Here is a 22825-nt window from a genome sequence, read left to right as displayed (position 1 = left end):
CTCGGCTCTACAGAAGTCGCTACCCGGCGCTGCCGCCCAGCGCCTTGAACAGGGTCACATCGTTGTTCAGCTGGCTCTGGCGAACGCGCGCCAGGGACAGCTCGGCCTCGCGCCGCGTCTGCTGCGCTTCCAGCCAGGTACGCAGGTCGGTGGCACCCACCCGGTAACGCACCTCCTGCGCGCGCTCCACTTCCACTGCTTCATCGTACGAAGCCTGCGAGGCGGCCACCTGGCGTGCCAGCTGCTCGCGTGCCGACAGTGCGTTGTCCACTTCCGACAGCGCGGTATACAGCGTCTTGCGGAAGTTGGTCGCGGCGATCTGATAGCTGGTGCCGGCGATATCGGTATCCAGCTGCGCGCGCTGCAGGTTGAGGAACGGCAGTGACAGGCCGGCCCCCAGCGTGGCCACCGGGTTGCGCAGCACATCGCCCAGCGAGGTCGCGCTGGAACCCAGGCTGCCGGTCAGGCTCAGCGCCGGGTAGTACTGGGTGGCGGTGACCTTGATGGTCTTCAGGCTGTTGCGCAGGCGCAGTTCGGCCGCGCGCAGGTCGGGCCGGCGACCGAGCAGGTCGGCCGGCAGGCCTTCGGCGATGCCTGGGCTGCGTGCGCCCAGCAGGTCCTGCGGCTCGTCCTGCTGCGGCCAGGGCGTGCCGTCCAGCAGCACGGTCAGTGCATTGCGTACCTCCACCCGCTGCTGCTCCAGTGCACTCTGCGAGGAACGCTGCGACTGCAGGTTCTGCAGCGCCTGGCGCACTTCCAGGCGCGACGCCGCACCGGCATCGAAGCGCGCCTGCACCAGCTGACGGGTACGTTCCAGGCGCTCCAGGTTGGCTTGGCCAGTGGCGATCGCCTGGTTGAGGTAGGCCAGGTTCCAGTACTGGGTGATGGCGTCGCCGATCACCAGCAATGCGGTGTTCTGCCGATCCTCCTCGCTGGCCTCGGCTTCCCAGCGGGCGATGTCGCGCTGGGTGCGCAGGCGGCCCCACAGATCCACTTCCCAGCCCAGCGAGACGCCGGTGGAGTAGCTGCGGCGCCAGTCGTCAGACTGGTCGGTGGCGCGGCTGGCGCTGCCGCTCACGCCGGAGGACGAAGGCTGCGGCCACAAGGCGTTGCTGGCCAGGCCGGCCTGCAGGCGCGAACGCTGCACGGCCAGGCCGGCGGCCGCCAGATCGCTGTTGGCGGCCAGCGCCTGCGCCACCAGGCGGTCCAGGCGTTCATCGGCGAAGCCGGTCCACCAGCGGTCCTGGCGGATGTCGCGGCCCGCTGTGTCCAGGCTGCTGCGTGGTTCGCCCACGGGGGCGTTGAGCATGGCGTCGCCTCGCCCGTAGCGGGCTGCCACGCTGGGTTCCTGCACCGGATAGCGGCCGACCGAAGCGCAGCCGGACAGGGCGAGCAGCACAGCACCCGCCAGCAACTGGCGCAACGGAGCAGGGAAGGGGAGTCGGGTCATCATCTTCATTCGCGGGCCAGCGCCTCCACCGGGTCGAGCTGCGCGGCGTTGCGCGCCGGCAGGAAGCCGAACGCCACCCCGATCAGGGTCGAGCAGGCGAACGCAGCGATGATCGAGGCGGTGGAGAACAATACCTGGAAGTCGCTGGAGAAGCGGCCGATCATCGAGCCCAGCAGCAGGGCCAGGCCAATGCCGAGCATGCCACCGATCAGGCACACCAGCACCGCTTCGATCAGGAACTGCTGGCGGATATCACCCTGCCGCGCGCCCACGGCCATGCGCACGCCGATCTCGCGGGTGCGCTCGGTCACCGACACCAGCATGATGTTCATCACGCCGATGCCGCCGACCAGCAGCGCGATGGCCGCGATGGCACCGATCAGCAGGGTCATCGTGCGCGTGGTCTGCTCGATGGTCTGGCGGATCTCGGCACTGTTGCTGAGGAAGAAGTCCTCGCTGCCGTGGCGCAGGGTGAGCAGCCGGGTGATTGCTTCCTGCGCCGCATCCATCGGCGTGTCATCGTCCACGCGCACGGTGATGCTGGAGACGTGGCGCTGGCCGAGCATGCGCGACATCACCGTGGTGTACGGCACCCACACGTTGAGGTTGGTGCTGCCGCCGAAACCGAAGCTCTGGCGCTTGGCGACGCCGACCACCCGTGCCGGCACGTTGCCGAGCAGGATCACCTGGCCGACCGGATCGGCACCGGGGAAGAACTGGGCCTGGGTGTTCTCGTCGATCACCGCCACCTGGCCCAGGGCTTTCACCGCATCGGCATCGAAGTAGCTGCCGCTGAGCAGGGTCACGCCCTTGACCCGGAAGAACTGCTCGCCGACGCCGCTGACCTGGGCGGTGGCGGACTGGTTGCGGTAACGCGCGGTCACCGAGGTCGATACGCTGGGGGTGGCGCTGTCCACGTAGCTCTGCCTGGCCAGGGCGTCGGCATCGCCGGCCTTCAGCGTCTGCACCCGTGCCGAGCGCATGTCGCCAAAACCGCGGCCTGGATAGACGTCGATGGTGTTGGTGCCGAGCGCACTGATGTTCTGCAGGATCTGCTGCTGCGATCCATTGCCCAGCGCGACCACCGAGACCACCGAGGCGATGCCGATGATGATGCCGAGCATGGTCAGGAAGGTGCGCAGCCGATGTGCGTTCATCGCCAGCAGGGCCATGCGGAACGCTTCGGTGAAGCGGTCGCGGGCGGCGCGCCAGCTGTTGCCGCGGGCGACGCCGGTGCTGGCATCGCGCTGGGCGCGATAGGCCGGTGCGTTCGGGTTGGCGCGGTCGGCAATGATCTCGCCGTCGCGGATCTCGATGATGCGCTGTGCGTGCTCGGCCACGCTCATGTCGTGGGTGACGATGATGACGGTGTGGCCTTCGGCATGCAGCTCGCCGAGAATCGCCATCACTTCCTCGCCGGATTTCGTGTCGAGTGCGCCGGTCGGTTCGTCGGCCAGGATCACCTCGCCACCGTTCATCAGCGCCCGTGCGATCGATACGCGCTGCTGCTGGCCGCCTGACAGCTGGCCCGGCTTGTGATGCATGCGGTCGCCCAGGCCCAGCCGCCTCAGCAGCTGTTCGGCGCGGGCGTTGCGCACTGCGCCCGGGCTGCCGGCGTATACCGCCGGCACCTCTACGTTGCCGCGCGCATCCAGGTCGCCCAGCAGGTGGTAGCGCTGGAAAATGAAACCGAAATGCTCGCGGCGCAGTTCAGCCAGTTCGTCCGGCTCCATCTTTCCGGTTTCACGGCCGGCCACCCGGTAGCTGCCACGGGTGGGACGATCGAGGCAGCCGAGGATGTTCATCAGCGTCGACTTGCCGGAGCCGGACTGGCCGACGATGGCCAGCATCTCGCCAGCGTGGATGTCGAGATTGACGTCGCGCAGCACGGCGATCACGTCCTCACCGGCCGGGAACTCGCGGCGCAGGTCGCGCAGGCGCAGCAGTGGCGCCATGCTCATCGCCGCGGGCCCATGCCCGGGCCACCGACCCGCACCGGCATGCCGCCCCGGCTGCCGCCGGGGTGGGCTGCGCCGGCGGTGGCTTCGCCGACCACCACGCGCTCGCCTTCTTCCAGGCCCGAAACGATTTCGGCCGAGGCACCGTTGTTGATGCCGACTTTCACCGTGCGCGGCTGCGGCTGGCCGTTCGCGTCGACCACGCGCACGACGTGCCCGCCATCACGTGTCTTCGGGCCCAGCGCCACCGACGGCACCAGCAGTGCCGCCCTGGCCTGGTTCAGCAGCACCGAGACCTGCGCGGTCATGTCAATGCGCAGGGTGCCATCCGGGTTTTCCACATCGAACAGTGCGTTGTAGTAGACCGCACTGCTGGAGCTGGAGCCGGACGAACCGCTGGAGCCGGACGTGCTCTCGCTGGCGATCGACGCGGGCGCGGGATTGATCTGCCGCAGGGTGGCGTGGTACTTGCGGTCCGGGTCGCCCAAAGTGGTGAAATAGACCGGCATGCCGGGCTTGATCTTGACCACGTCGGCCTCGGAGATCTCGGCGTTGACGGTGACCACGTCCAGCCGCGCCAGCATGACAATGGTCGGTGCGGTCTGGTTGGCATTCACGGTACGTCCTTCCTCGGCCACCACCGCCACCACGGTGCCGTCCATCGGTGCGGTGATGCGGGTGTAGGCCAGGTTGGCGCGAGCGGTCCCCAGTTCGGTCTGGCGGCCCTTGATCTGTGCCTCGTAGGACTGCAGCTGGGCACGCGCAGTCTTCAGCTGGGCCTCGGCAGCATCGTATTCCTGGCGCGATGTCGCTTCGGCGGCCAGCATCTGCTGCTGGCGCGCGAATTCCAGTTCGGCCTGGCGCAGGGTGGCCTGCTGCACGGCGCGCTGGGCGCTGACCTGGTCGAGCGCGGCCTGGGCATTGAGCACCTGGTTCTGCTGGGTGGTGGCGTCGATTTCGGCGATCAGGTCGCCTTCCTTCACGGTATCGCCCAGCTGGACTTTCAGCGACCTGATCTGGCCGGAGGCCTGCGCACCGACGCTGACCAGCTTGTAGGCATCAATCACGCCGGTGGCTTCCACGGTCTGCTCGATGTCACCGCGGCTGACCGGCGTGGTTGCCAGGGCCGGTGCCTCGGGCTTGCGCAGCCACCACCAGGCCGCCGCGGCGACGACCAGGGCGGGCAGGGCGAGCAGGATCAGGCGACTCCGGCGGGTCGCGGGCAACAGGCGGAATGTCACGTCGTGGCTTCACTCTCGGGGCCGCTGCTGCGGCGTTGGCGGGCATTGTGAAGACCGGGCGGCGGGCGGCTCAATCCTCGGGGTGTGTCCCTGTGTAACACTGTCGGCAAATGCGCGTAACCACAGGTATCCGGTTGTCGGGTGGATACACTGGTACGTATTGCCCCGGATGCGGTTCAGCGGCCGACACGGGATGATTGCGACATGGAGACCGAAACCCCGATGCATCGACTGCTGATTGTCGACGACGACAACGACATCCGTACCCTGCTGGCGGAACAGCTTGGCCGGGCCGGCTACCAGGTGAGCATGGCCGCGGACGGGACGGCCATGCGCCAGCTGCTGGACCGTGAGCACGTCGACCTGATCGTGCTCGACCTCAACCTGCCGCGCGAGGATGGCCTGACATTGTGCCGCGACCTGCGCGCGCGCTCGAATACGCCGGTGATCATGCTGACCGCGCGCGCCGAGCCGATCGACCGCGTGCTGGGCCTGGAAATGGGCGCCGATGATTACCTGGCCAAGCCGTTCGAGCCGCGCGAGCTGCTCGCCCGCATCCGCAACGTGCTGCGCCGGACCGAGGCGCTGCCGGCCAACCTGGAGCCACTGGCGGTGCGCCGTGCGCGCTTCTCGCGCTGGGTGTTCGACCTGGAGCATCGCCATCTGGTGGATCCGGACGACCGCGTGGTGGTGTTGTCCGGTGCCGAATTCCGCCTGCTGCGGGTATTCGTCGCCCATGCCAACAAGGTGCTGTCGCGCGAGCAGCTGGTGGCCCTCAGCAGTGGCCGCAACTATGAGGCGCAGGACCGTGCGATCGACCTGCAGGTCAGCCGCCTGCGCAACAAGCTGGGCGACGACGGCGGCCCGGACGGACTGATCAAGACCGTCCGCAACGAAGGCTACGTACTGGCCTCGTCGGTCAGTCTCGAATAAGCCGCGATGAAGCGCCTGCGCCATTTCCTGTCCTCGATGGTCGGGCGGCTGTTCGTGATCCTGCTGCTGGGCATGAGCGTGGCCGCGATCGGTGCGACCATGCTGGCCACCTCCAAGCGGCAGCAGGAGTTCGAGCGGCAGAACCTCAATCGCATCGCCGACCGCCTGCAGGGCTATGTGAATCTGCTTGATGGCAACCCGGAGCTGCGCGAGCGCCTGCTCGAGATCGGCGGTCCGAGCGTGCGTGCGCTGGAGCCCGGTGCACGGCTTGGGCGGGCCGACACGGCCCTGATGGAAGTGCTGGAAGACCGGCCCGGCCCGGTATCTCGCGCGCACGTGCACTTCACCTCGTTCCGCTCCTGCATTCCCCGGCTGCAGGAACTGCTGCCCCCGCCACCGCCCGGATTCCGCAAGCCCCCGCGCGAGCGTGATCCGGCGTTCATCCCGCCCAAGTGCCGGGCGGTCGACGTGACCCTCAACGACGGTACGCTGCTGAAGCTGGCGCTGGACTCACCGGCCGTGGCGCATAACGGCATTCTTGCCGTGGACCCCTGGTTCCTGACCCTGCTGGTGCTGGCCATTGCGGTGCTGGCCTACATCGTTGCGCGCATCGCCAGTGCGCCCCTGCAGGAACTGGCCGCCGCCGCCGAGGATCTCGGTGACGACCTGCAGCGGGCCCCGCTGCCACTGCGCGGCCCACGCGAAGTGCAGCGTGCCGCGGAAGCCTTCAACGCCATGCAGCACCGCCTGCAGCGGCACCTGGCCGAGCGCACGCAGATGCTGGCGGCGATCACCCATGACCTGCAGACCCCGCTGACCCGGCTCCGCCTGCGCCTGGAGAATGTCAGCGACGAAGCGCTGCGCGAGCGCCTGATCGGTGATCTGGCGGCCATGCAGGCGCTGGTGCGCGAAGGCCTGGAACTGGCCCGCAGCGCCGAAAGCGCCGAGCAGCGCGCCGCGCTGGACCTGGACTCGCTGCTGGAGAGCATCGTCGAGGACACCGCCGAGGGGGGGGGCGACGTGGTCTTCGAAGGCGGGACCGGGGCGGTGCTGATGTTGCGCCCGCTGGCCATGCACCGCTTGTTTTCCAACCTGGTGGACAACGCGGTGATGTACGCCCATCGCGCACGGGTGCGGGTGCAACGCAGTGGCGGCGCGATTACCGTGACGGTGGCCGACGACGGTCCGGGCCTGGCAGACGAGCAGCTGGAGGCGGTGTTTGATCCGTTCGTGCGGGTGGAGACGTCACGCTCGCGCGCGACCGGGGGCGCGGGTCTCGGCCTGACCATCGCCCGTGCACTGGCCGAGAAGGACGGCGCCCGGCTGTGGCTGCGCAACCGGGCCGAGGGCGGCCTTGAGGCCGTGGTGCAGTGGCCGGCCAGCGCCCAGGTCATGCCACCGGGCCGGGCGGGCTGAGCCCTTCCCCCTGTCATGGTGACGCCAGAGAAGGGCTTTCGCCTATCATCTGCGCACCTCCCCAGCCTCCCCACGATGAGTCAGCCCATTCCCGCAGGCATGCCGTCCCGCGCTGCCCGGTTGTACCCGCACGCTGCCGGCCTGGCCGGCCGCACCTGGCTGCCACCGCTGCGCTGATGGGCGGGCAGGGGGGCGACCGGCGTGGGCGGGAGCGCCGTGGGCCAGGACTGGCCCGCGCGCTGCGGCTGGGCCTGCTGTGGCTGATGCTGGCGATGGCCCTGCCGCTGGCAGCACAGGAGGGGGCACCGCCGCTGCGCGATTACGCCATCGACGTATGGACCTCGCGCAATGGCCTGCCGCACAACTCGTTGCGCGACATCGCACAGACGCCGGAAGGGCATTTGTGGTTCGCCACCTGGGAAGGGCTGGTCCGTTACAACGGGCTGGATTTCACCGTGTTTGACCGCAGCACGCGGCCAGGCCTGCGCGACAACGGCATCGGTGCACTGTTCGTCGATCGCCAGGGCGGCCTGTGGATCAGCGATTCGCGTGGCAACGTCAGCCACCGGGGCAGCGACGGCCAATGGCGGGTCTGGGAACACCGGGCCGATACCCCGCAGGTACTGATCCAGTCCATGCAGATGGACAGCCAGGGCCGCCTGTGGCTGCTGTACGAAGGCAAGGGCATCGGCTACCTGCTGCCGGACAGGGGCATTGCCTACCAGGCGCCCGCGCCCGAACTGCCGATGGCCATGAGCTTCACCAAGCTGGCGGTCGATGCGCAGGACCGGGTCTGGATCGGAACGCTCGACGGGCTGGTACTGCGCGACAACGACGGCGTGCTCAAGCGCGCGCCGGCGGCATGGGGCCTGGGCGCCGGCAGCGGCCTGTCTTGGCCATACCGGGCGCCGGACGGCACGCTGTGGATCGTCGCCGGCGAGCGCCTGTACCGCCTGGAGGGCGACAGGCTGGTGCTGGTGCACCGCCTGCCGGGCCAGCTGCACATGACGTCGATGTTGCAGGACCGCCACGGCGACCTGTGGCTGGGCACCGAGAACCAGGGCCTGCTGCGCATCTCTTCGCATGGACTGGAGCGGTTGCCGGCCGGCCTGAACCTGCCGGGCGGGCGCGTGGTGAGCCTGCGCGAGGACGCCGAAGGCAGCATCTGGGTCGGCGCCAACGGCGGCCTGTACCGCCTGCGTGAAACGCTGTTCAGCAGCTACACCGAGCGTGACGGGCTCAGTGGCGACTATGTGCGCACCGTGTTCGAGGACCGCGACGGGCAGCTGTGGGTCGGCAGCGCCAGCGGCCTCGACCTGCAGACGCCGGATGGCCGCTTCCGTGCGGTGCCGCTGCACAATCGCGGCGGCAAGGCACCGTCGGTCCTCAGCCTGGCGCAGGGACCGGATGGCGACCTGTGGGTGGGCACCTTCGGCGACGGTGTCTACCGCCTCGGCCGGGATGGCCGCCTGCGCCACGCCTACGCTGCGGCCGACGGCATGCCCGGTGGCAACATCCGCGCGATCAGCGTCGATCCACAGGGCGTGGTCTGGGCCGGCACGCAGAAGGGCGTGGTGCGCATCGACGGCGACCGGGTCCAGGTCTCGAGCGTGCCGGGCATGCCGGGTGGCCTGATCACCGCGCTCGAACATGACCCGCGGGGCAACCTGTGGATCGGCACCATCGAGGGCATCCGCGTGCTGCGCGGCGGCCGGGTGCAGTCGATCGACCTGGCGCCCCTCGGTGGCGGCCGCAGCGTGTTCGGTTTCCATCAGGTGGGCGGCGCGATGTGGATCAGCAGTGACCGCGGCCTCTATCGTTGGCAGGACGGCACGCTTGCGCGGGTCGGGCTGGAGCAGGGGATGCCGGTGGACGCGGTGTTCCAACTGGTGCCGGACAGGCTTGGAAACGTGTGGATCAGCAGCAACCGCGGCGTATTGCGCACCGACATGGCGGCGCTCAACGCGGCAGCCGATGGCCGCGTGCCACGGGTGGTGGTGGAGCGTTACAACGAGATCGACGGCATGGCCAACGCGCAGGCCAACGGCAGCTCGGGCCCGTCGGCGATCCTGCGCCAGGACGGTACCTTCTGGGTGGTCACCGCCGGTGGCCTGAGCATGGTCGACCCGAAGCGCCTGCAGCGTTTCCGCGAACGCCCTTCGCCGCCGGCGGCGATCGAAAGCGTGCAGGTGGATGGCGCACCCGTGCACTGGGAAGGATCCGAGCGCAACCACATTGCGGGGGGGCGCCGGCTGTCGGTCAGCTATGTCGGCCTCAGCTACCTGATGTCCGACCGCATCCGCTATCGAACGCGACTGGATGGGCTGGATGCCGGTTGGGTCGAGCGCGGCCCGCAGCGCAGTGTTGAATTCGTCGGCCTGCCGCCGGGCGACTACACGCTGCACGTGGCCGCTGCCCATCCGGGCGGCAGCTGGGGCCAGCAGGAAGCGATCTGGAGCTTTACCGTGGAGCCATTCTGGTGGCAGCGACGCAGCGTGCAGGTGCTGGGCGGGCTGTTGCTGCTGGTGGGACTGGTCGTGCTGTACCGCCTCCTGCTGCAGCAGTTGCAGGCCAGCAACCTGCGCCTGGCGCGGCGCGTGGACGAGGCGACCTTCGACCTGCAGGCCAAGACCGTGCACCTGCAGGCGCTGAACGAGGAGAAGACCGAGCTGGCCGAGCGCCTGGCGCGGCAGGCCGAGGCCTTCGAACGGCAGGCGCGCGAAGATGCCCTCACGGGCCTGGCCAACCGCCGCGCCTTCGACGAAACGTTGGCGCGCGATTTCGCCCGCTCGCAACGCAGCGGCCACCCGCTGTGCCTGGTGGTGCTGGATATCGATCGTTTCAAGGACGTCAACGATCGCTACAGCCACAGCGTCGGCGACGCCGTCCTGGTCCAGGTGGCAACGCTGATTGCGGCGGCCAGCCGTGATTCGGACCTGCCGGCGCGTACCGGTGGCGAGGAATTCGCGCTGCTGCTCAACGACACCCGCCTCGAGGAAGCCGCGCAGCTGTGCGCGCGCCTGCGCGGCCTGTTCCACGACCACACCGACTGGGCCGGCATCGATGGGCTGCGCGTGACCTTCAGTGCCGGCCTGGTCGAGCTGGCTGCGGATGATCGCACGCCGGCACTGCTGTACCAGCGCGCCGACCGCGCGCTGTATCGTGCCAAGAGCGACGGACGCGACCGCACGAGCATTGGTTGATCGCATCCACGCACGGCGTGGATCTGCTGGTGTTGCCGTACCAACGGTCGGCGCCCACCAGGGAAGTGATCCACCACAGAGGTGATCGGCAGCCCAACGAGCGCAGCGACCCGCTGTTGCTCCCGCTTTGTCTGATCTTTCCGTGGCGCTCGCTGGAAACTGTCCGTGGCCGGGCGGGTGGGCTGCGCAGGGGCGTGAGCCGCATGGATGCGGCGACCGAGCTTACAGGGATGTACTTGCAGCGCCCCCTGCGCAGTCCACCCGCCCGGCCCTACCAGGAATCGCTGTCAGCCCGCCACGAGGGGCTCCGCCGTTGGCTGTCTCACCGCGGCCAGGCGTTGGCGATCGTGCAGAACAGGCGCGCGGTCTGCTCGGTGTCGTACACCGCGCTGTGCGCCTCGTTGGCATCCCAGCCCAGCCCGGCGGCATTGGCCGCGCGCGCCAGCACTGTCTGGCCGTAGGCGATACCGGCCAGGGTCACTGTGTCGAACACGCTGAACGGATGGAACGGATTGCGCTTGTGGCCGGTGCGCGCCACGGCGGCATTGACGAAGCCAAGGTCGAAATGCGCGTTATGGCCGACCAGGATCGCGCGCTGGCAACCGTACTTCTTCATCGCCGCGCGCACCGGGACGAAGATGTGGTCCAGTGCCGCCTTCTCTTCCTTGGCCAGGCGGAACGGGTGATCGAGGATGATACCGGTCACTTCAAGCGACTTCGGGTCGATCTCCAGCCCCTCGGCCGGAACCACATGGGCGCTGGCGGTCTGCCCGGGATAGAGCAGGCCGTTCTCGTCCATCTCGATGGGCACCGCAGCGATTTCCAGCAGGGCGTTGCGCTGGCTGTCGAAGCCACCGGTTTCCACGTCCACCACCACCGGCAGGAAGCCGCGGAAGCGCTGTGACATCGCACGTTGCGCCTGCGGTATTGCGGAATCAAGGGCGGCGGCAGGTGCGGGGGGGGGAGCTGTCATGAGTGAATTCTAGCAGAGCGGCCCTGAGCGCCCGGCGGGCCCATGATGTACGGGGCCCTGCGTGGGCGTGTGTCGAGCCAGGCCGACACCTTCGGAGTAGCAGATGCCCGGGACGCCGGTAGGTGCCAACCTGGGTTGGCACACGGCGTACCGACCTACCTGGCCGCGGGCCGTGCCACCGTGGCCGAGGGATACCAGCGCGCCAGCCAAGCATCCAGGCTCAGCTTTCCGCCACCGGTGAACAGCAGGGGCAGCAACATGGCCATGAACAGCACGGGCAGCTTGAAATTGCCGAAGCCCTGGTCGCTGATCGCGTAACCCATCGCCAGTTCACCCAGCGAATTCCATTCCGCCGGCCAGTGCACCGCATAGGTGGCCACCACCGTCAGCGCCAGCAGGCTGGCTGCCGCGAACCGGGTGCCCAAGCCCAACAGCAGGCAGGCTGCGCCCACCAGTTCGAACCAGGTCGCCAGCTGCCAGTTCAGCGTGGCCGGCAATTGGTCGAACGGGAACGGAAACGCGTCCTGCAGGTCGGAAAACCAGTTCTGGCCCAGCAGTTTCTCGCGGCCGGACTCGAAATACTCCCACGCCAGCAACAGGCGCAGGCCGAGCGGGGCAAGCCAGGGGCCAAGGCGGTCCAGCTGGCCACGCGCGCTGGCCAGGGTCGGAAGTTTCATCGGGCTCTCTCCGTGGAAGGGGTCAGGGCGGGGGGGCGATCGGGCCGACCACACCGGCCCGCAGGAACTGCAGCAGCAGCGCCGAGCCCGGCCCCGCCAGGGTTTCTTCGTCCAGGCCATGGGTGATGGCGAGCTGCTGCAGGTAGGCGCGGCCAGGCAGGCCGGGCTGTTCACCGATGCTGGACAGCAGATGGACGGCCAGCGGGCTGAGCGTGGCGAACCGCACCTGGCCGTCGGCTTCGCGGCGTACCAGCAGGCCGGTCGGTTCGGGCGGCGGTTGCGAGGGCGCATCTTCGGCACCGAGGCGATGGACCGGCCACCGGTAGAGCAGCGGCCAGGCCACGGGCGAGCGCCGCAGCGGTTCCTCCAGCGGATCGATGTCACCGGCCGGTGGAAGCGGTTCGGCGGGCAGCTGGTACAGCGCCGTTTCAACCCACTCGTAATGCGCCAGCTCGGCCAGTGCCGGATGCGGCAGCTGGGGCTGCGCCTGCAGCCACTCCACGAATTCGGCGGCCAGTTCGGTGAACAACGGGGTCTGGCAGTGATGCGTGGCGAAATACCGGCGCACCAGTCCGCTCCAGGCCGGTTCGCCCAGCAGGCGCACGCAGACCGGAAAGCCGTTGCCCAGCAGGCCGAGCAGGTTGTTGAACAGCAACCGCTGGTATATCGCCACCCGCCGTGGCTCCAGCCCGGGCGGTGCGGCGACCGCCTGCGGGTCGCGCAGGTGCGCGGTGAATGCCTGCTGCTGCGCGCGCAGTGTTTCCGGTGCATCAGCCATGTGCGCCCCCGGCATGGGTCGCCTGCAGCCGGCGGATGGTCTCCAGTTCCGCCAGCAGTTCGACGTAGGGCGGGAAATTGAAATCGCGCTCGAGCAGGGTGGGACGTGCGCCGATGCGCGCGTAGGTGCGCGCCAGCAGCGCCCAGACCGGGTCGATCACCGCACTGCCATGCGTATCGATCTTCAGGTCCGGAGCCTCATCCAGGTGGCCGGCCACGTGCAGGCAGACGATGCGCTGTGCAGGCAGGCCGGCGATGAAGGTGTCGGCGTCGTAGCCGTGGTTGCACGCGTTGACATAGACGTTGTTGACGTCCAGCAACAGGTCGCAGTCGGCTTCGGCAAGCACCGCATTGGTGAAGGCCAGTTCGTCCATCGCCGGTTCCGGTGCGAGGTAGTAGGACACATTCTCCACCGCGATACGGCGGCCGAGCAGGTCCTGGACGCGGGCGATGCGCGCGGCGGTATGGCGTACCGCCTCGTCGGTGAACGGAATTGGCAGCAGGTCGTACAGGTGGCCGTCGTCACTGCAGTAGCTCAGGTGCTCGCTGTACAGCGGTACGCGGTGCTGCTCCAGGAACTGGCCGATCTTCTCGAGCAGCTGCGTGTCCAACGGTGCGCTCCCGCCCAGTGACAGCGACAGGCCATGACAGCTCAGCGGATGGCGCTGTGCCAGTTCGGCCAACGCGTCGCCGGCCGGACCGCCGACGCCGATCCAGTTCTCCGGCGCGCATTCGAGGAAATCGAAGTCGCCGCCTTCGGCGTCACGCAGATCCTGCAGCAATGCGCGGCGCAGGCCCAGCCCGGCGGCCGCCGCAGGGAGCGGCGACCGCGGGTGGACGACGCCGGCGCGTGCGTCAGTGCTTGCCACCGCACTTGCCTTCGCCACACTTGCCTTCAGCCGACTTCGTGTCGCCGGTCCTGGCACCGGCGGCAGTGCCGGTTGCGGTCTTGCCCTTGTCTGCGCCGCACTTGCCTTCCCCACACTTGCCCTCGACGGCCTTGCCCGCAGCGGCACCGGCAGTGGCGTGCTCGCCGGCCGTGCCCTTGTCGGCACCACACTTGCCTTCGCCGCACTTGCCTTCGGCGGTCTTGCCGGCGGCCTGGCCGGCCGCCTGGCCTGCAATCAGATAGCCCTGCGCCAGATCGCTCATGCTCAGGGCCGAGGCATTGGCGGCCATGCCCAGGCCGGTGGCCAGGGCGGTAGCGGTCAGCAGGGACAGGGTCTTGTTGGGACTGCTCATCAGTCTTGCTCCTGGGTGGTGGGCGGGTGCGCCCGGGGTGAGTCGATGGTGTAGCGATCCTACTCAACGAATCCTCGCCAAGAACTCAAATTTTCGTGAGATTTGCCGCCGACGGGCATCCAGGCGTAGCGTGCGGGGCAAGACCAGCCCCCCGGAAACACAGAGGGCCGCTGTCATCAAGACAGCGGCCCTCTGTGGCCGACCCGGCTGTTGCGATGCAGCATCAAGGCTGGCCGGTGCTGGACGTCTCGTCGCGCTTCTCACGCGGCGGCAGGGGCTGCTCGCCATGCACCAGGAACCACACGTTCTCGGCGATGTTGGTGGCATGGTCACCCACGCGCTCCAGATTCTTGGCCATGAACAGCAGATGAGTACACGGCGTGATGTTGCGCGGATCTTCCATCATGTAGGTCAACAGCTCGCGGAACAGCGCGGTGTACTGCGCATCCAGGCGCGCGTCGTCTTCGCGCAGGGCCAGGGCGGCCTCGGCATCGTTGTCGCGGTAGGCGGCGATGGCACGGCGGACCTGCTGCGCGGCCAGCCGGCCCAGCGCACGCAGGCCCTGGATCTGCGGCAGCGGCGGTACCTTGCCCAGCGCGATCGAACGCTTGGCAACGTTGGCCGCATAGTCGCCAATACGCTCGATGTCGGCCGGGATGCGCAGGCCCGCCAGGATCTCGCGCAGGTCGCGCGCCATCGGGCCGCGCAGCGCCAGGCGCATCACGTCATGGCTGATCTGCTGTTCCAGCGCGTCGATCGCTTCGTCGTTGGCGATGATCCGGTGGGCGGCGTTCTCGTCGCGCTTCTCGATCACGTCCATCGAGGCTTCGAGCTGGGCGACGGCCATCTCGCCCATGCGCACGATTTCGGCCACCAGGCGCTGCTGCTCTTCGTCGTAGCTCTTGACGATGTGGTCGTTGGGAAGATTCATGGTTGTTCCACTCTGTAGAGCCGAGCCATGCTCGACTGGCGTTGTCTGCGGAGTCGAGCCATGCTCGACTGACGTTTCAGCCGAAGCGGCCGGTGATGTAGTCCTCGGTCTGCTGCTTGGAGGGCTGCGAGAAGATCACTTCGGTGCGGTCGTGCTCGATCAGGTCGCCCAGGTACATGAAGGCCGTGTAGTCGGATACGCGCGCGGCCTGCTGCATGTTGTGCGTCACGATCACGATCGTGTAGTCGTTCTTCAGCTCTTCGACCAGCTGCTCGATGCGGCTGGTGGAGATCGGGTCCAGCGCCGAGGTCGGCTCGTCCAGCAGCAGCACGTCCGGGCGCAGTGCGACGGCACGCGCGATGCACAGGCGCTGCTGCTGTCCGCCGGACAGGCCCAGCGCGCTCTGGTTGAGCTTGTCCTTCACTTCGTCCCAGAGCGCACCCTGGCGCAGCGCCTGCTCGACGCGGTCGGCCATGTCGGCCTTGCTCAACTTCTCATGGTGGCGGATGCCATAGGCGACGTTCTCGAAGATCGTCATCGGGAACGGCACCGGCTTCTGGAACACCATGCCGACCTTGCTGCGCAGGCGGTTCATCGGGTACTTCGGTGACAGGATGTTCTCGCCGTCCAGCAGCACCTCACCGCGCGCTTCCAGCTTCGGGTACAGCGCGTAGATGCGGTTGAAGATGCGCAGCAGGGTCGACTTGCCGCAACCGGAGGGACCGATCAGCGCGGTCACGCGCTTTTCCGGAATCTCGAGGTTGATGCCCTTCAGGGCGTGGAACTTGTCGTAGTAGAAGTCCAGTCCACGCGCGGCAAGCTTGACCGGGGCCGGCGTGTGCAGGTTCTCGTGCGAGGCCGGCACGGCGATGCGCTGCATCGGCACGGCGTTGGAGAGGTCGTTCATGGCGGTTTCCACGGAAAGGTCAGTCATGGGAGATACGGTTGCGCAGCAGGATGCCGCGGGCGGCAAGGCTGACCAGCAGCACGAAGACGGTCAGCACCAGGGCGCCGGCCCAGGCCAGCACCTGCCAGGATTCATACGGGCTGCCGGCGAACTGGTTCATCACCACCGGCACCGAGGCCATCGGCTGGAAGATGTTGTTGTTCCAGTACTGGTTGCCGAAGGCGGTGAACAGCAGCGGGGCGGTTTCGCCCGAGATGCGGGCCAGGGCCAGCAGGATGCCGGTGATGATGCCGGCCGACGCACTGCGGTACAGCACCTGCACGATCACCTTCCACTGCGGGATGCCCAGCGACAGTGCTGCCTCGCGCATCTGCGAGGGCACCAGGCGCAGCATCTCGTCGGTGGTACGCACCACCACCGGCAGCACGATGAAAGCCAGCGACAGCGCACCGGCGAATGCCGAGAAGTTGCCGCCGGTCTGCATCACGTACAGGGTGTACACGAACAGGCCGAGCACGATCGACGGCGCCGACAGCAGGATGTCATTGACGAAGCGGACCACGGTACCGGCCTTGCGGGCGTTGCCGTATTCGGCCAGCCAGGTGCCGGCGAGCACGCCCAGCGGGGTGCCGATGCCGATGGCCAGCGCACACATCACGGCGCTGCCGAAGAAGGCATTGGCCAGGCCGCCTTCCTGCATCGGCGGCGGCGTCATCTGGGTGAACAGGTTCCAGTTGATGCCGGCCAGGCCCTTGGCCGCCAGGGTGAACAGGATCCAGCCGAGGAAGAAAAGGCCGAACAGGGCAGTGGCGCAGGACGCGGCGATGGCAACGACGTTGCCGATGCGGCGGCGCAGGTACAGCGAATCAGCAGTAGTGGACATCAGTTGCCCTCCTTGCGGGACAGGCGCATCAGCATCAGGCGGGCAATCGCCAGTACCACGAAGGTGACGATGAACAGCACGAAGCCGAGCAGGAGCAGGGCCGAACGGTAGGTTTCGGTTGCTTCGCCGAAATCGTTGGCGATCAGTGCGGCGATGGTGGTGCCCGGTTCCAGCAGCGACGGCGACAGGCGCACGCTGTTGCCGATCACGAAGGCTACTGCCATCGTCTCGCCCAGGGCGCGGCCGAGGCCGAGGAAGATGCCACCGATCACCGCAGAGCGGGTATAGGGCAGGACGATGTCCCAGCTCACTTCCCACTTGGTGGAGCCCAGCGCGTAGGCCGACTCCTTCAGGCGGGTCGGCACGGTCAGGAATACTTCGCGCATCACCGAGGAGATGAACGGGATGACCATGATGGCCAGCACGAAACCGGCGGTGAGCATGCCGATGCCCAGTGGCGGGCCCTGGAACAGCGGGCCGATCACTGGCCATTCACCCAGAGTCTCGTTGAGGAACGGGGTTACGTATTCGGTCATCACCGGCACCAGCACGAACAGGCCCCACATGCCGTAGATGATCGACGGGATGCCGGCCAGCAGTTCGATGGCGGTTCCGACCGGGCCACGCAGCCAGCGCGGCGCGACCTCGGTCAGGAAGAAGGCGATGCCAAAGCTGACCGGCACGGCGATGACCATCGCGATGACGGCGGTGACCAGGGTGCCATAGATCGGCGCCAGGGCGCCGAATTTGTTCTCGACCGGATTCCAGTCGGCGGAGAAGAAGAAGCTCAGGCCCTGCATCTGCAGGGCATGGCGGCCGCCCCACAGCATCGACAGCGCGGCGCAGGCCAGGGCGATCAGGACGAAGATGACGGTGCCGACCAGCACCCATCGGAACAGTTTGTCGTTGCGGGCATCACGCGCATCGCGCGTGGACGGGACGGCTGCAGGCTGGGCGATGGCATTCATGGGGACGGCAGGGCCAGGAAAGGGCGGGGCGTTACGGCGTGGAAGCGACGGTGCCCGCACGCGGCGGGCACCGTGGTGTCCCTCACTTCAGGTCGGTCGCCCAGTAGGCCTCGATCTGCTTGACCAGCTCGGCCGGCAGCGGCACGTAGTGCAGTTCGTTGGCCTGGGCCTGGCCGTTCTCGAAGGCCCACTTGAAGAAGGCCAGGGTGTCCTGGTTGCGCTTGGCGTCCTTCGGCTGCTTCTGCATCAGCATGAAGTTGGTGGCGGTGATCGGCCACGCCTGTTCGCCCGGCGCATTGGTGATGACCAGGTTGAAGTCCTTGGCGTTGGCCCAGTCGGCGCTGGCGGCTGCCGCAGCGAAGGTCTCCGCGTTCGGTTCGACCCAGTTGCCGGCCGCATTCTGCATGGCGGTGTACGGCATGCCGTTCTGCAGCGCGTAGGCCAGCTCGACGTAGCCGATCGAGCCCTTGATCTGCTTCACGTACGAGGCGACGCCTTCATTGCCCTTGCCACCGACACCGTCCGGCCACTGCACCGAGGTGCCTTCGCCGACCTTGGTCTTCCATTCCGGGCTGACCTTGGACAGGTAATTGGAGAAGTTGAAGGTGGTGCCAGAACCATCCGAGCGGTGGACCAGGGTGATCTTGCCGTCAGGCAGCGTCACGCCCGGGTTGGCGGCAGCGATGGCGGGGTCATTCCAGGTCTTGACCTTGCCCAGGAAGATGTCGGCGAGCAGGGCGCCGCTCAGGCGCAGCTTGCCGGCTTCCAGGCCTTCGATGTTGACCACCGGCACCACGCCGCCGATGGCGGACGGGAACTGGGCCAGGCCAGCCTGGGCCAGCTCTTCGCTGGCCAGCGGCTTGTCGGAGGAACCGAAATCGACAGTGCCGGCCTTGATCTGCGCGATGCCACCGCCCGAACCGATCGACTGGTAGTTGATCTTGGCGCCGGTGGCGGCGTTGTAATCAGCCGACCACTTGGAAACCAGCGGGAAAATGAAGGATGCGCCCGCGCCGGACACTTCGGCGGTCACCTTGGCGCCGGCAGCAGCCGGGGCGGTGGTACCGTCGGCGGCCGGCTGCGCAGCCTGCTTGTCGCCACCGCAGGCGGACAGGCCCAGGGCGATGGCCAGGGAAAGGGCGGCAAGGCCGGCCGAGTGCAGTTTCATGGTCACTCCATAGCGGGGAAGAGCCGACGTCGTCGGCGGATGCGGCTATGAAATGATGTTTTTGTTACAACCGTATGACGTCCATGACAGAGGTGTCCTGGATCACGTTCTGACAAGGGTTTCACAGGGTCGGCGCCGATCCGGCCGGGGCCCGGAAACCCCGGATCTGCGCACCGATATGACGGCCGGTGCAAGGTGGAGCCGAGCCCTCGCTCGGCTGTTCCCTGCCCTCGGTAGCTGCGGATCGTTGGTCCGTGCGCTCCAGAGCGCAGCCGAGCGTGGCTCGGCTCTACAGAGGCAGGTGCATCCCCGAAAACAAGAAGAGCGCGAGATCTCGAGGATCTCGCGCCCGGTTGGGGCCGGCGGGGGAGAGAGGACCCGCCGGCCCCGCTCCTGCGGGGGAAAGTGCTTACTTCAGGTTCTGCGTCCAGTAGGTCTCGATCTGGCGGACCAGGCTGTCGGGCAGCGGCACGTAATCCAGCTGGCGGGCCTGTGCGTCGCCGTTGCTGTAGACCCAACGGAAGAACTCCTGGGTGGCCTTGCCGTTGGCAGCGCTCTTCGGCGTCTTCTGCACCAGGATGAAGTTGGTGGCGGTGATCGGCCAGGACTCGGCACCCGGGGCGTTGGTCATCACCAGGTAGAAGTCGCGGGCATTGGCCCAGTCGGCGCTGGCGGCGGCGGCGGCGAACGAGGTATCGCTCGGCTGTACGAAGCGGCCGGCGGCGTTCTTCATCGCGGTGTACGACAGCCTGTTCTGCAGCGCGTAGGACAGTTCGACGTAGCCGATGCCGCCCTTGATCTGCTTGACGTAGGCGGCGACGCCTTCGTTGCCCTTGCCGCCGATGCCGGCCGGCCACTGCACGGACGTGCCTTCGCCGACCGAGTTCTTCCACTCCGGGCTGACCTTGGACAGGTAGTTGACGAAGTTGAACGTGGTGCCCGAGCCATCCGAACGGTGCACGACGGTGACCTTGGCGTTCGGCAGGGCCAGGCCGGGGTTCAGTGCGGCGATGGCCGGGTCGTTCCAGGTCTTGATCTTGCCCAGGAAGATGTTGGCCAGCACCGGACCGTCCAGTTTCAGGGCACCCGGCGCGATTCCGGCGACGTTGACCACCGGCACCACGCCGCCGATCACCGACGGGAACTGGGCCAGGCCCGAAGCAGCCAGGTCTTCCGGCTTCAGCGGCGCATCGGAGGAGCCGAAATCAACCGTCTTGGCCTTGATCTGGGCGATGCCGCCGCCGGAGCCGATCGACTGGTAGTTGACCTTCTTGCCGGTGGCGGCGCTGTAATCGGCCGACCACTTGGACATCACGGGGTAGATGAACGATGCGCCCGCGCCGGTGATGTCGGCGGCATTGGCGGCGAACACGGACGACGCTGCCAGGATGGCGACAGCGGCGCGTGACTTGAAGGCGTGGATCACGGGAGGAACTCCTGGAGTGGTCGAGGGGCGGTGGCCCGACGTTTCGGTGCACATTGCATAACGATCACGTGACATCGGAAGGTCTGTCATATGACGGCGATGTGACATGGACGAGGCCTGGGAAAGGCGAGTGCGACCTGCGTGGCAGGGGCATGGCGATCCGCCATGCCCCTGGAGAGTGCGACGCAGCGGCGCGATGGCTTACCAGAAGAACTGCGCGCGGGCTTCCAGGATGTTCGGATCGTCATTGACGAAGCCGCGGGCGCTGGAACTGTACTTCTTGCTGTCGACCATCACGTAGTTCAGCATCAGCTTGAAATTGGAGCGCCAGTACCAGTTGGCGCCGACGGTCCAGATGTCCATCTTGCCGCCGAGCACGCCGTCGACGATCGGCGGACGTCCGGCGACCGGGTTGGCGGCGAGGTTGCCGTCGTTCAGGTCCATGTGGTCGTAGCGCACGCCCAGCTGCCACTGGCCGCCGGCCGGGTTGTTCGGCAGGCCGGTACCCGGGGTGCCGCCCTTGTAGCTCCAGCTCTCGCCGGTCACGTTCCACACGCCGCTGACGTAGTAGCCGTCGCTGGTGTAGTTGTCGTGGTCGTAGCGCTTGGCCTTGCTGGTGTAGTACTCGGCCTGGGCCTTGAACGGGCCCTGGAAGTACATCGCCTCGGCGCCGATGGTGCGGACGCGATCGGTGTCGGTCATGTTGCCGCTGTCGACCAGGCGCACGGTGGCCAGGTCCGCATTCGGGCGGGCACGCACGCGCAGGGTATCGGCGTCAGCGTCATAGTCGACATAGCTCAGGCCGAAGTGCAGCACCTGGCCCTTCTCGTTGATGGGCGCCCAGGTGCCGCGCGCGCCGTAGCCGCTGCCGTGGGCCAGGTTGCGGGTCAGCTCGCGGCCGAAGGCGCTGGCGGTGACCGACCAGTTGTCCTGCCCATAGCTGTAGGCGCCACCCAGGCGGCGGGCCACGGCGTAGGTATTGGTGACCGCCGCCTTGGAGATGAAGTCGTTGTTCTTGGTGCTGGACAGTTCTTCCAGGCTGTTGGGCTGCTTGAACTGGCCGACCTGGATGAAGTGGCTGGCGTTGCCCAGCAGCTTGTACTTGACGTTGGTGTCGAGGAACTTGTCGGCCTTGGCGTCGTAGCCGACGACCCACTCCATGTTGCCCGGGCCCTTGCCCTTGAGCACCAGCTCGGCGCGGCGCAGCTCGAACTCGCTGTTCTTGCCGTTGCCGGCGTCACCGCCGTTGAGGTCGGCCACATCGTTGTCGAACCAGTTGCCATCGGCCTGGACCAGGCCTTCGAAGGTGATTTCCGAACCGCCGATCACATCGATGGCGACTTCGGCGTGGGCGGCCGGCACGTACAGCGCAGCGACCACGGCGGCAGTCAGAAGGTGGTGATGCAGTTTCATGGAGAGGAGCCTTGCAGGCGGGTGGGAAGATGCGCGCAGGCTAGAAGGTGAAGATTGCGTAAATGTGACAGCCCGCGCGCGGCCGTGCGCCGCCGCAGGCCCCATGGCGTTGGGGCGCTCCAATGAAACCGGTTACGTGTGACGCCTGCATTGCGTCCCGGTTGCAGTAGCTCCACGCCCGGCAGGGGCGGATCTTCCGGGCGCGGCGCGGCTCACGCCGCCACGGTCTTTTCCTTGAACCGGCACAGGTCGGCGATCACGCAGCCGGGGCAATCCGGCTTGCGTGCCTTGCAGACATAACGGCCGTGCAGGATCAGCCAGTGGTGCGCGTCAAGCAGGAACTCGGCGGGAATCACCTTCACCAGCTTGTCTTCCACTTCGCGCACGTTGCTGCCCGGGGCCAGCCCGGTACGGTTGGCAACACGGAAGATGTGCGTATCCACCGCCATCACCGGCTCGCCGAACGCGGTATTGAGCACGACGTTGGCGGTCTTGCGGCCGACGCCGGGCAGCGCCTCCAGCGCTGCCCGGTCGCGCGGCACTTCGCCGCCATGCTTGTCCAGCAGGATTGCGCAGGTGGCGATCACGTTCCTTGCCTTGGCATTGAACAAGCCGATGGTGGAGATGTACCGCTTCAGTCCTTCTTCGCCGAGCGCGAGGATCTTCGCCGGCGTGTTGGCGACCGGGAACAGGCGACGCGTGGCCTTGTTGACGCCGACGTCGGTGGCCTGTGCCGAAAGTGCGACGGCCACCAGCAGTTCGAACGGCGTGCTGTATTCCAGTTCCGTTTTCGGATGCGGATTGAGTTCACGCAGGCGGGTGAACATTTCCACCACGTCGGCGCGCGGCATCGTGCCGCCGCGCCGAACCGGTGCACGCGGGGTCTTCTTCGCAGGGGGCATTACGGTTCCTTGCTGGCGGCGCGGGCCTTGGCCCGGGCGAGGATGGCAGCAGCTGCGGCGGGCAGGGCAGGCTTCACGTCCGGTGCCGGGCGCGGCGTGCGGCGCGCATCGCGCTCCGCCTCCCGGCGCGCCAGGCGTACCGCACGGGCGCGGTAGCGTTCGCGCGCGGCCCAGGCACGACGCAGCTGTTGCTGGGCCTGGCCGAGGCGATGCGGAAGATCCGGGTGCCCGGGCAGCAGCCGGTCATCACCAGGCTGGGCGACGTAGTCCATCAGCCCGGCCTGCAGCGCGCCATCGATATCGTCCGCCTGGACCTGGGCAAACAACTGGGCGGGATCGGGTCGGGAAGCCATGCCG

The 22825-nt window shown here is 67.7% G+C and carries 20 protein-coding genes; 3 read left to right on the top strand and 17 right to left on the bottom strand.

Annotation, left to right across the window (positions count from 1 at the left end):
• Positions 1-19: 19 nt before the first annotated feature.
• The 3 genes from A9K58_RS02615 to A9K58_RS02605 are packed head-to-tail and all read right to left on the bottom strand — an operon-like array spanning position 20 to position 4649.
• On the bottom strand, positions 20-1459 hold the full coding sequence (locus A9K58_RS02615) for a TolC family protein (protein WP_065197859.1): 1440 nt from the start codon (positions 1457-1459) through the stop codon (positions 20-22).
• Positions 1456-3411, bottom strand: coding sequence for a MacB family efflux pump subunit (locus A9K58_RS02610; RefSeq protein ID WP_065197858.1), 1956 nt, complete (start codon positions 3409-3411; stop codon positions 1456-1458). The genes A9K58_RS02615 and A9K58_RS02610 overlap by 4 nt, the downstream gene beginning before the upstream one ends.
• Positions 3408-4649, bottom strand: a complete 1242-nt coding sequence (locus A9K58_RS02605; RefSeq protein WP_065197857.1) for an efflux RND transporter periplasmic adaptor subunit — start codon at positions 4647-4649, stop codon at positions 3408-3410. Before A9K58_RS02605 ends, A9K58_RS02610 begins: the two co-directional genes overlap by 4 nt.
• Positions 4650-4853: 204 nt before the next feature.
• Between A9K58_RS02605 and A9K58_RS02600 the strand changes: the two genes are divergently transcribed.
• The 3 genes from A9K58_RS02600 (at position 4854) to A9K58_RS02590 (ending at position 10201) form a co-directional block, all read left to right on the top strand.
• The gene (locus tag A9K58_RS02600; RefSeq protein WP_065197856.1) at positions 4854-5582 is read left to right on the top strand and encodes a response regulator; all 729 of its coding nucleotides are present in this window, start codon (positions 4854-4856) and stop codon (positions 5580-5582) included.
• A 6-nt stretch (positions 5583-5588) separates the two neighbouring features.
• Entirely contained in the window at positions 5589-6998 is a 1410-nt protein-coding gene (locus tag A9K58_RS02595) for an ATP-binding protein (RefSeq protein WP_065197855.1), read from the top strand.
• A 176-nt stretch (positions 6999-7174) separates the two neighbouring features.
• Positions 7175-10201 (top strand): ligand-binding sensor domain-containing diguanylate cyclase, encoded by a 3027-nt coding sequence (locus tag A9K58_RS02590; RefSeq protein WP_065197854.1) that lies wholly within the window; start codon positions 7175-7177, stop codon positions 10199-10201.
• Between the two features lie 322 nt (positions 10202-10523).
• Here A9K58_RS02590 and rnt read toward each other — a convergent pair whose 3' ends face one another.
• The 14 genes from rnt to A9K58_RS02520 form a co-directional block, all read right to left on the bottom strand.
• Complete coding sequence (gene rnt / locus A9K58_RS02585) at positions 10524-11108, bottom strand: ribonuclease T (RefSeq protein ID WP_065197853.1); 585 nt, start codon at positions 11106-11108, stop codon at positions 10524-10526.
• Between the two features lie 221 nt (positions 11109-11329).
• Positions 11330-11851, bottom strand: a complete 522-nt coding sequence (locus A9K58_RS02580) for an HvfX family Cu-binding RiPP maturation protein (RefSeq protein WP_065197852.1) — start codon at positions 11849-11851, stop codon at positions 11330-11332.
• Positions 11852-11873: 22 nt separating this feature from the next.
• The gene (locus A9K58_RS02575) at positions 11874-12629 is read right to left on the bottom strand and encodes an HvfC family RiPP maturation protein (RefSeq protein ID WP_065198130.1); all 756 of its coding nucleotides are present in this window, start codon (positions 12627-12629) and stop codon (positions 11874-11876) included.
• Complete coding sequence (locus A9K58_RS02570) at positions 12622-13497, bottom strand: HvfB family MNIO-type RiPP peptide maturase (RefSeq protein WP_065197851.1); 876 nt, start codon at positions 13495-13497, stop codon at positions 12622-12624. Before A9K58_RS02570 ends, A9K58_RS02575 begins: the two co-directional genes overlap by 8 nt.
• Positions 13484-13870: an HvfA family oxazolone/thioamide-modified RiPP metallophore gene (locus A9K58_RS02565; RefSeq protein WP_065197850.1), complete on the bottom strand. Its 387-nt coding sequence runs from the start codon at positions 13868-13870 to the stop codon at positions 13484-13486. The genes A9K58_RS02570 and A9K58_RS02565 overlap by 14 nt, the downstream gene beginning before the upstream one ends.
• Positions 13871-14093: 223 nt before the next feature.
• Positions 14094-14801, bottom strand: coding sequence for a phosphate signaling complex protein PhoU (phoU, locus tag A9K58_RS02560; RefSeq protein WP_053518201.1), 708 nt, complete (start codon positions 14799-14801; stop codon positions 14094-14096).
• 76 nt (positions 14802-14877) lie between these two features.
• Positions 14878-15708, bottom strand: coding sequence for a phosphate ABC transporter ATP-binding protein PstB (gene pstB, locus A9K58_RS02555; protein ID WP_065197849.1), 831 nt, complete (start codon positions 15706-15708; stop codon positions 14878-14880).
• A 19-nt stretch (positions 15709-15727) separates the two neighbouring features.
• Complete coding sequence (gene pstA, locus A9K58_RS02550) at positions 15728-16591, bottom strand: phosphate ABC transporter permease PstA (RefSeq protein ID WP_065197848.1); 864 nt, start codon at positions 16589-16591, stop codon at positions 15728-15730.
• On the bottom strand, positions 16591-17559 hold the full coding sequence (pstC, locus tag A9K58_RS02545; protein WP_065197847.1) for a phosphate ABC transporter permease subunit PstC: 969 nt from the start codon (positions 17557-17559) through the stop codon (positions 16591-16593). The genes pstA and pstC overlap by 1 nt, the downstream gene beginning before the upstream one ends.
• 82 nt (positions 17560-17641) lie before the next feature.
• Complete coding sequence (gene pstS, locus A9K58_RS02540; RefSeq protein ID WP_065197846.1) at positions 17642-18727, bottom strand: phosphate ABC transporter substrate-binding protein PstS; 1086 nt, start codon at positions 18725-18727, stop codon at positions 17642-17644.
• 409 nt (positions 18728-19136) lie between these two features.
• A complete protein-coding gene (pstS, locus tag A9K58_RS02535; protein ID WP_065197845.1) occupies positions 19137-20153 on the bottom strand; it encodes a phosphate ABC transporter substrate-binding protein PstS in 1017 nt (338 codons plus the stop codon).
• Positions 20154-20354: 201 nt separating this feature from the next.
• A complete protein-coding gene (locus A9K58_RS02530; RefSeq protein WP_065197844.1) occupies positions 20355-21566 on the bottom strand; it encodes an OprO/OprP family phosphate-selective porin in 1212 nt (403 codons plus the stop codon).
• Positions 21567-21778: 212 nt separating this feature from the next.
• Positions 21779-22468, bottom strand: coding sequence for an endonuclease III (nth, locus tag A9K58_RS02525; RefSeq protein ID WP_065197843.1), 690 nt, complete (start codon positions 22466-22468; stop codon positions 21779-21781).
• Positions 22468-22821 carry a hypothetical protein gene (locus tag A9K58_RS02520; RefSeq protein ID WP_065197842.1) on the bottom strand — a complete coding sequence of 118 codons (354 nt, stop codon included), beginning with the start codon at positions 22819-22821 and terminating at the stop codon, positions 22468-22470. The genes nth and A9K58_RS02520 overlap by 1 nt, the downstream gene beginning before the upstream one ends.
• Between the last annotated feature and the right edge of the window lie 4 nt (positions 22822-22825).

This window comes from Stenotrophomonas maltophilia, from assembly GCF_001676385.1.
Taxonomy (GTDB): Bacteria; Pseudomonadota; Gammaproteobacteria; order Xanthomonadales; family Xanthomonadaceae; genus Stenotrophomonas; species Stenotrophomonas maltophilia_J.
This window is presented reverse-complemented; position numbering and strand designations above follow the sequence as displayed.